At 40.2% G+C, this 9,930-nt stretch carries 8 protein-coding genes; all 8 read right to left on the bottom strand.

Annotation, left to right across the window (positions count from 1 at the left end; genetic code table 11):
* Positions 1–361 precede the first annotated feature (361 nt).
* Positions 362–1,108, bottom strand: a complete 747-nt coding sequence (locus V7K21_RS12800; RefSeq protein ID WP_335174733.1) for an SDR family oxidoreductase — start codon at positions 1,106–1,108, stop codon at positions 362–364.
* Between the two features lie 29 nt (positions 1,109–1,137).
* Entirely contained in the window at positions 1,138–1,749 is a 612-nt protein-coding gene (locus V7K21_RS12795; RefSeq protein ID WP_335174731.1) for a hypothetical protein, read from the bottom strand.
* 132 nt (positions 1,750–1,881) lie between these two features.
* Positions 1,882–3,021: a ScyD/ScyE family protein gene (locus V7K21_RS12790; protein ID WP_335174729.1), complete on the bottom strand. Its 1,140-nt coding sequence runs from the start codon at positions 3,019–3,021 to the stop codon at positions 1,882–1,884.
* Between the two features lie 136 nt (positions 3,022–3,157).
* Entirely contained in the window at positions 3,158–4,450 is a 1,293-nt protein-coding gene (locus V7K21_RS12785; protein WP_335174726.1) for a condensation domain-containing protein, read from the bottom strand.
* A 200-nt stretch (positions 4,451–4,650) separates the two neighbouring features.
* Positions 4,651–5,514, bottom strand: a complete 864-nt coding sequence (locus V7K21_RS12780) for an SDR family oxidoreductase (protein ID WP_335174724.1) — start codon at positions 5,512–5,514, stop codon at positions 4,651–4,653.
* Between the two features lie 489 nt (positions 5,515–6,003).
* Positions 6,004–6,441, bottom strand: coding sequence for an SRPBCC family protein (locus tag V7K21_RS12775; RefSeq protein ID WP_335174722.1), 438 nt, complete (start codon positions 6,439–6,441; stop codon positions 6,004–6,006).
* Between the two features lie 7 nt (positions 6,442–6,448).
* On the bottom strand, positions 6,449–7,936 hold the full coding sequence (locus tag V7K21_RS12770; RefSeq protein WP_335174720.1) for a hypothetical protein: 1,488 nt from the start codon (positions 7,934–7,936) through the stop codon (positions 6,449–6,451).
* Positions 7,937–8,106: 170 nt separating this feature from the next.
* Complete coding sequence (locus tag V7K21_RS12765; protein ID WP_335174718.1) at positions 8,107–9,570, bottom strand: hypothetical protein; 1,464 nt, start codon at positions 9,568–9,570, stop codon at positions 8,107–8,109.
* Positions 9,571–9,930 lie beyond the last annotated feature (360 nt).

Here is a 9,930-nt window from a genome sequence, read left to right as displayed (position 1 = left end):
CATGGTCTTAATCTCCTCGAAGTTATTACTGATGCTTTAGAAGGTAATGTCTCTGTTTTCCTTTCCTCTATTACTACTAGCTAGGCAGTTACCAATTTTCAGGTAATTGAACCACAAAGTACGGTAATGTGAAGAGATAGTGCTTGTTTCATTTTATGTCAGTATCTTATTCAGGGGATTTGCGTCGTCGCGTGATCGCAGCGTATGTTGCTAACGAAGGCTCCCAAAACCAGTTGGCTCAAAGATTCAAAATGAGCTTATCATTTGTCCGAAACTTGTTGCGCCGTTATCAGGACTGTGGAGAAATTGAAACTAAACAACGTGGGGGATACCAAACGTTTTATGGAACAAAGCCCTGCGGTTATATACCTCCGGTAACATCAAGAAATGAACCTGTTGTGCATGAAGCCTCATCTGACAATAACCACAAAATTGCTTGGGCTACCTCAATCACTTGTCCCCCTCGCTTCATCGGGATAAACGCTTTGACTCGATCAATACGATTCGGCTCACCCCCACTGGCATGGATATCAGTGTAAATAACACCTGGACAGACAGCGTTCACCCGAATACCTTCGTTGGCAACTTCCTTCGCTAGTCCAATCGTCATCGTGTTGATCGCTCCTTTAGAAGCAGCATAGTCTATATATTCGCCGGGAGAGCCAAGACGAGAAGCCCCCGATGAGACGTTAACGATCGCTCCTCCAGCACCGCCATGTAAGGTAGACATTCGTTTAACCGCTTCTCTGGCACACAAAAAGCTTCCTGTGATATTTGCCGCAAAGACTCGGTTTAAACGAGCAGCATCCATGCTCTCAAGCCTCATTTGCGGCTCTAGAAATCCAGCGTTGTTAACTAGAGCTATGATGCTGCCTAATTGCTCATCTACCTTGTTAAAGAGATGGATAACGTCAGTCTCTGAAGCTACGTCACCAGCGACTGCGATCGCTCTACCTCCACGCTGTTCGATAGAACTGACAACGCTATTTGCAGCCCCTTGATTGCGAAGATAATTGACGCAAACATCATAACCTCGCTCAGCAGCGAGAATAGCAGTCGCCGCACCAATGCCGCGGCTACCGCCTGTAACTATCATAACTTTCTTCACTGCTGGACTCTTGATTTTTGTTGAGTAATTTATTCCCTGGAAGTCCCTAATATAATACGATTACTCTTCTTATTCATCTTTTGATTCATCAGCCAACCTAAACCCAGAAAAAGGAGTAAGCCTGGAATCTGGGTTGGCTCTGGGACAGCCGTACTCTGGGCTGAGGTTACGTACTCCACGTTGTTAGCATATAATGAGCCATAATTAAAAAATGAATCACCAAAAGAACCATCTGTATTGATAAAAGTGCCATTAGAAGGGGTACCTGAAAAAATCAATCCCCCCAAACCGAATCCTGGAAGTTCTTGCTGAAACAAAATATCAAACGTGTTGGGCACATCTTGGACAGGTGCTACGTAAAAACTATCATCACCAGGACGTGCTGTAAGATTAGATACAGTTATGGGAGTTACTCCATTGCCGCCAGTAAACGTCAGTTCATAGGTGGTGATTAATTGAAATTCAGACGTTAAAGAAGGAATGGAGTAAGTTCCAATGAAGTCTGTATAAGGTACAGCATCTGTTGGGCTTAAAGTCCCTTTTAAAGCAAAATCAAAAGCTAGTGCTGGTTGAGGTTGAGCGGCTACGAAGCTTAGGGTAAGACCTGCACTGATAAATGCTAGTTTTCGGTAAATATTCATGTTTATTTCTAATTTTCGCTAGTAGTGATGTACAGAATTCCACGATATCTGCTTAAAAACTTGGGCAAATGGCACTAATAAGCAACGGTTTTAGGTCACTTGAGGGTGTTAGATTCCTGATTTACCTTAACCTCAGTGTGCAACGACATTGTCAGTAATACGAATGACTTGCCCTTTCCCGGCAGATGTACCGTAGTTTGTGACATAAATAGCATTATCAGGCCCAATTGCAAGGCTGTTGGGAGAGACTAGGGCACCACCACCACGGACAATATCTTGGCGAGTACCATCAGGAGCTACGCGGATAAGAACACCAGAACTTTGAAGAACAGTATTCGCGTTGCTCGGTAATGTTTCATCACCATATTGTAGGACATCCAGATTGCCAGCAGCATCAAAGGCTATGTCAATTATCTGTGTAAAGCCAGTAGCATAGACTACTGGCTGTTGTCCCGGAACAATTCGATAGATACGCGATTCATTGCTTGGATAAGGATACCCTGTGAATTCGGCTACATATAAGGCTCCATCTGGACCGACTGTAACAGCTATAGGTACTGATTGTATTGAACTATTTTGACCATTCGATGGATTAGTCACAGTGCGAATAGGAAATACAGTCTGCAAACTCACAGCGCCAGTATCAAGCGCTACATTTGAAAAGTCGTTAGCACCTGAATCAACAACATAAGCAGTATTATCTTTAATTGTGAAGGAATACGGGTTGCTAATAAGTCCGTGACGATCGGGATCATTTGTGATTTCAAACCGCAGTAGATCGGTAATCTTTGTCCAAGAAGAGCTTCCGTCAAAACTATTAATTGCGAGGAGAGAGCCGATATTCTTATTGCCTATTATATTATCGCGGTTTCTTGCGTCAGAAGCAAAACCAACAAGAACATAAGCTTTTCCAGTAGCCGGATCGAATTTTATGTCATGAGGGCCGTAGCTACCATTACCACTGGATAATCCTATCGATGGAAGACCTGTAACTACACGTTTGCTTATACCGTTATGAATGCGTGTCACAGCACCTGTCGCGCCATAACATAGTGTCGCGCCGATCTGACTAGGTGAGGGAACACATCTATTTGAGAGACCCCCTGTACCCGCCTCTGCAACGTAAAGATCGCCGTCTGGTCCAAAGGTTAAACCCCGTGGATTATTAAGACCACTAGCTAGTATCTCAATTTGTGCTGCCTGTACTGCTTCCGTGATTCCTGAAGTAATACATACTGCTGCTGTAACGACGAACAAAATTTTTTTCAACATCAATTTATCCTCCAAAGGAATTTTAAGCTGATAAAGCGCATTCTGCGTATAGTGAGAGAGCTTTTTACAACCTGGCCGACTTTTCAAACACCCTCTTACGTGTTTATCCAGCTAGGTGCAATATCTGAGTTGTCCTTCAAGCAAAAGCTTTACGTATTTGTTGCATTGCTCTTAAACTAATTCTCTCAGCGACATCTGGTGTAATGATTGATTTTAAATAACGCAATGTTATGCACATTATTCCATTAATTGTTACTGCCCCAATAAAAAATGGTTCAAACGTTAGTCCAGGTCCCGTTATATAGAGATTTTGTAACTGGAATGAACCAAATTGTGATGAAATTTTTAGATCGCCTAAATTGCTCACAAATATTTGTGTAGGTACTTTTTCTATTAAATATTGGCGCATTGCTATAGGGTCTGGTTTGTTAGCTAAAAATTGTTCAATCCCTGGTATACCACCAAATATTTTTCCTTGTGAGATTGCTTGGTTAATTTCAAATTTAATCTTTCTAGCTGCTTCCCAAAAATTGTCTAAATCTTTAACTTGCTCAGTAGTTAATATTAAAGCAAGATAAAGTCCAAAATCTTTTTCTATTGATGCTTTAAGGTACTGTCGAAGATTACAAGGTGAGAAACACTTAATAAAAGTTTCTTTTTCTAAAGCTATCTCTTCTGATATCGATATAAAAAATGCAGCACAAATAACTCCATGTAGACTAGTTTGTTCTTCTCGACAACGTAAGATTAGTTGAGAAGTTTCGTGTGATGAGAGTTTCCAACTTAACAACCCAACTTGCCAATCTAAGGAGGGATTTTTTTCATTTAATTCAATGAGCAAATTAGAGTTGGGAATTTTGTAATTTTCTGATTCTTGCATTAAAGAATCTTTATTACTTCCTTGAGGAAGATGAGGAACTAATTCCTCATAAGGAGGGTAGAAAGGCAAGGGCTGTAGCCTTGTATTAGGACTATTTATCTGTTGTAATACTTCTTCAATAAGATAAACTACTGATAACCCGTCACCGATGCTGTGATGGAAAGTGAACATTAAGTCGGAGACATGGAATGAGTGAAGTAACACCGCACGTATCAGCGGGCTTTTATTCCATTTGAAAGGTTTAGCGAGTTCTTCAGCAGCTACTTGACACCAGTCATTCTCGCTTTGCCGCATAACTACTTGCAAAGGTATTTTAGAAGAGTTATCGGAAATAAAGCACGGTTGTTCTTCTTGATTAATGTCAATACTAACCCTTAACAATGGGTGTCGCTGTTGAATTTGAGCTAGAGCTTCAATTAACTGCGGAATAGAAAGTGTTCCTGTGATAGTTGCACCAACCACTCCATTAAATGGAAAGATTTGGTCAACCAGCCATATTACATGCTCTGTTTTTCCAAGCTGACGATTTATAATTATTTCTTCGCTCATGATGTGTAATCTTTCTGAATAATGCAAGATAACCGCACACAGTTTTTTACCATTTATTGGACAAGGATATTTGTGAAACAACTGTATTAATCAATAGCTTAAATCCTTGCTATTTATGGTAAGTATATTTAAAACGCGCTTGATCTGATAAGAAATTGCGTCATTAAATGTGAACTTGGTTTTGTTGGAATATAGGTTTTTTAGTTATTTTTGAAAACATGAGCATAGTCATATAAAAATTGGTCAAATGATCTTGGTTGATTGTTTGTTATCTCATAAAATGTATGTGTTACAAAACTGTATTTACCATCACCAATTAGTCCCCAAGCTTCAACCAACCTTTTGGCAAACACATCTGGAATACCCCAACTCAATAAAGTATTGTTGAAGTCTTCTAAAGTCACATCGACATAAGTAATCTTTTTGTCAAGTATAGCAGAAAGCTTTTCGGCAACCTCTTGGTAGGAAAGTAACTCTGATCCTGTAATGGTGTATGTTTTACCCTCATGACCATTCTCCGTTAACACTTTAGCTGCTACGAGCGCAATATCACGAGTATCTATAAAACCCACCTTTGTATCCTTCAAAGGAGCAGAAAAGGTATTTTCAGATTTTATACTCTGTGCAAAGACTAGCAAATTCTGGTTGAAAGCATTGGGACGCAGCAGTGTAAATGGAATGCCAGATTCTTGGAAACGCTGCTCTCCCAACCAGTGGTCTCTGAATAAGGAAGCAGGTGAATTTTCAGTTGCTTGTATGGCAGATAATTTAACAATATGTTGAACACTAGTGAGTTTTATAGCATTCAAAAGGTTGGTTTCCAATTCTACTAAATTCGGCGTTGAAGGAACAAGAGAGAAGACCCGTTCAACACCCTCTACAGCGGCTTCAAGTATTTCTGGTTTAGCAAGATCACCAATCACTATATCAACATTCGATCCCTTGATTGTTTCAGCTTTGTCAGGACTATGGACAAGCGCTCGCACCTGCGTACCTGCATGGGCGAGTTGTTTGACTAATTCACTACCTATTTTCCCAGTTGCACCTGTTACTAAAACTACCATTTTTTTCCTTATGTTAGAATGTAGAATCAATATGTTTTCGACTTTATGTAAAGATACTATCTATCTTTCTTTTTTGAGATAATGAAATAACCTGGAGTAGAGTTTATTTATACCTATAAGTTTACAAAAACTTAATAAAAAATAGTTATCGGAGTTAACATTAATTAAATACAATAATTACATGTACTTAGCCACTTTTCCCTGATTATTTGCAAAATGTAAGGTATTAAAAATTTTAAAAATAGCTATATTTTCACTCATCCTTTTAGGTAACAAACCCTCAAGTATCAATATATTACTATATTTTTAAATTTTTATTGTAAAGACTTATTAACTCCAGTTGTAAGTTCAGTAGGACGAAAACTTCTGCGAACACCAAAAAATAGTATTGTAAAATACCTTTCACCATTTCAACCGAATCGAAAATTACGCCCTGAAAAACTCTGGTTGTACCATTCATTTTCGACTCTTTTTTGTGGGAACTTGTACTTAGCTACTGAAAATTTTTTTCAAGGCATCAAAACCAACTTGGAATACCTTTTCTAGATTCTCACCCAATTTGGGTTCTTCTTCAGGTAAGCATTTAAAGTCCGCTAGCCATTCGATATAAGTGCGATTACCGTCTGTTATTTGCAACAGCCTTATAGTACAAACGTAGTCTTCCATTGGTTTATCAGGCTCTAGGAGAGAATAGGTACATATATGTTCTTGGTCGTCGATTCGCTGTAATTGCTCTCGTATGGTTAGCCCATCTTCACGATTAAAACTACGAATACATCCTATTTTATTGCTAGGCTCACCATTTTCTATATGGCTGTCAATTACAGACGGATACCAATCAGGCAAGCTATTAAAGTCCCGTATTTTTTCCCATACTCGTTCAATCGGTGCATTGATTACGGAACTTTTCTTAACATTTACTAACATTTTTCTCCTAGATATTACTGAAAAGTGGCGTGTCACAAGACTCGATAGGGCGCATTCTCAAGCCTGTTTCAATTAGCGCAAACGCAGTTTTCGGTGAATGTATTTCCGTAGATTTAGGATCATCCTTAAAACGACTGATTGCATCAGGTAGGCTCAGTCGTTCGCTAAACAACTCATCCAATTGACTTGCTCTATCAAATGCAGATAATGCATATGCCGCAATCATGTAACTGGAACCATAAGTGCTTTCCAGATAACGTTGAGAACCGGGTGTTTGTGTTGCACTATCCAACAAGATTGACCAAACGCGCGGATCAAGGATATCAGTCCGTCCTAACTGATAAGCTAGATGAATCAGGTAAGTACAGCGTAAATAATCATCAACTCCAGAGCCATCTGTTGATTTTAGATATACTGTCATACATTCATAAAAGAACGTGACTACATCAGGTACATACACATCAAGCACTCCAAGATTATCTAATGCATAAATAAAGAAGGTGATTTGGGAAGCCTGGGAAGCAGGTGAGAGCAAATGAAAAAACGATACTGTTTGCTGTACCCAGTCTCTTTTATAAGTTAGATAATCTGGACGCTCCAACAGAGCAATTGCATTCAAGAGCAGTGACAGAGGAAATATATAGTAATCCACTCCTTCATGAACGCCGTCCCCAGATCGTGTTGATGAGTGGCTTAACTCTGAATCTAAAATATCTAAAAGCGTCTGAAGATGATTTTGTTGTTCGCTACATACTTGCTCTCCGTAACCAATAATTGCCAAGACGGAAAAAATAACTGCTGAACCTCTACCACGATAAAATACATCAGAGATTGTTGTAGCCAATTGCAATGCTGTATCTACATAGGTATCACCGTTTTGCTGCCGCGCTCCTAGCAAGTTGGAAAAGCCTGCTTGCCCTGCTGCCAACAGGAGATTGGCAAAAAGTTGTAGCTTTTCATAGCGCAGCTTGTCACTGGCCACATCCAGCACCGCCACTTCCTGGAATGCCATCTCTAAATGTTTATGAACGTCATCTCGATAAGTTTCAATCTGACCGAGCTTGACGAGGCTCTCTGTCAACAGAGCGATAGCGCGGGCATGATGCCAGATTTCGGTTGGTAGATGCTTGATGGCAGTTGCGAATTGCTCATGGGCGCGCTGTTGAGCATTGCAATCACTTGTTGATAAAGTATTGCATTTGGCAACAATACCATGTAACAAATGATGTATAAATGCGTGATAATCACTCTTAGTTTTTTGAAACAGTGCCAGACTTATTTCGAGCAACCGATCTGATTTCTTTGGGTCAAAACCGATAACTTCCTGCCCAAGACCCAAGCCATGAACGCACCAGTGCCAAGGAGTAGGAAAAATCCTTCGTTCTTTGAGCAGCATTTTAAGACCCTGATGTCGATTAATTATCTGGCTGCTTTCTGGGGCAAGTGCCGAGGAATGGGCCAGCCAATTTTCTTTTTGCGGTTTCTGCTTAATCATTGAAAATGTCCTTCTGTTGCGTAATTTATCCCGCAAAATACGCCTTATGTGAATTAAAACTTCCCCAGCGATATGAAAGGTTTTAGCCTCCGCTTTCATCGTCAAATCTAGCCTTATGAACGAAACTGTGCTTTTTCAGCCTCTAACTCACATAAGTCGTAAAATACACTTTAGCCAGCCATTGCACTAGTATAACTTCGGTAATTTGGAACAGAGATGCCGTAGAATTCATCAATCTTGCCTTCGAGCATATCCAGAGTTAGATTTAGCCACTTGATTCCCTCCACGTAAATTGCCAACGGCCGTCTTTGGTGCTGTGCATCGTCGCTCAACACACCATCATTACCCCTATTGAAGTGGAAAGGCGGCATCGCCGTAAAATGAGTACCCATAAGGAAAGCAAAACGTACAAGCCAGTTAGGATCGTTCTGATTAATATCAGAATCTGGATTGTCCAACTTCCAAGCAGCAGTCATGACTTCGCAGAAGTGTTTTTCAATACCGTGGTATGAATTTTCATACGGGTTGTCTTCATGGAAGGCAAGGAAAATATGGGGTATATTTCTATGTTGTTGGTAGGCAATATCAAAATGCTCACCGTGAATCTTGTCATAGTTGCCTAGACTATTATGCCAGGGCTTGTTGTCATACATTGCATCGTCTGCACCAGTATCGACCCTGTTCTCATAAAATCCAATAGCACGCGGATCGAGAAAACGAATTTCTAGCTCTTCAGCAGTAAATGGAGGATTGGTGACAGAGAAGTTGTCATAATGTTTCAACAATGGCTCGATATTGCCAATTTTGATATTCTCCGTATTAGTATCGCCCATAACCAGAGAGTGGAATTTCGGCTCAAGAATCTCATGATAATATGAATTCTCACGAAATTCTCTAAGCAGACGAGGTAGGTTACGCATTCTCTTGCCGTTAATCATAATTTCTTCGGCTTTGAGCAGGCTATCGCTAAAAGTTTCCGGTGCCGTTTCTTTGGCAAGAGCAAGACGCTTTTCAATTTTGCTGAAATATGATTGCTCCAAAGTAGTCCGTGACATTTTGCGCCGACGCTGACTGTGGATTTTTTCATTCAGCAGCCGGAAAATTACACAATAAAGTGCGGCTACAATTTCCTTGGAGGGATTATATTTTCTGACGAACTGGCTAACTTCTATGCCAGGAATAAAAGTCATGTCGTAGATATATTCATAGACTGTAAATCCATCATCTGTTACTGTTTGTTCACGCTGAATTACATTCAATACTTGTGGAAAAAGATGTTTAACTGAGTCCGGCAGATTCATCAGATATTGAGTCTGACTCTTGGCTTTCGCACAAGGAGGCAACATTACATCACTACCTTCCCGCCCCCATTTGGGGGTAATTAGACGTTCACTTAACACTTTACGGACAAATTTTTCACTACCGGGTTTTTCTATAAACAGTGTCATCGATTCACTACCTCCGTACCCAAATCCGACGATAGTTTCGTCAGGATTTACATAATTAGCAATTAAGTCACTGTGTTGTTGAGCGAGACGCAAAGCATCAGACTGTACTTCTGACTGATTGGCATCATGATTATATTCTAGGTTACTCTCTTCAATAGACTGTTCTTGATGCCGCACACATGGCAATAAAAAAGAATTATTCATGCTCATAGCAGATATAGCAGTATGCATTTTAGTCCGTCAAGTAAAGCTTAGATGTCTATCTATCAGAGGTTGATTGAAAATTTATGCAATTGTCAAAAAGAAATTTCCAAGTATTGCTAAATGTGACCAAGCCCCGTTGGGGCGGGAGTAGGGAGTCGGGAGTCGGGAGTAGGGAAAAAATAGCCCCAACAACCTCCTGGGTACAAGCCCCGTCTTTTAAGGGACTTCCAGAAAATAAAATATACAAATAACAAAAATGATAATCATTGTTAAGGGGTGGGAGAAGCTGCCGTTGGCAGCCTCTCCCACCCCAAGTTGTAGTAAATTGAATGATGATTCGAT

It is taken from the genome of Nostoc sp. (genome assembly GCF_036919595.1).
In the GTDB taxonomy this organism is placed as follows: Bacteria; Cyanobacteriota; Cyanobacteriia; order Cyanobacteriales; family Nostocaceae; genus Nostoc.
Note: the sequence above shows the minus strand (reverse complement) of the source record. Positions and strands in the feature narration are given on the sequence as shown.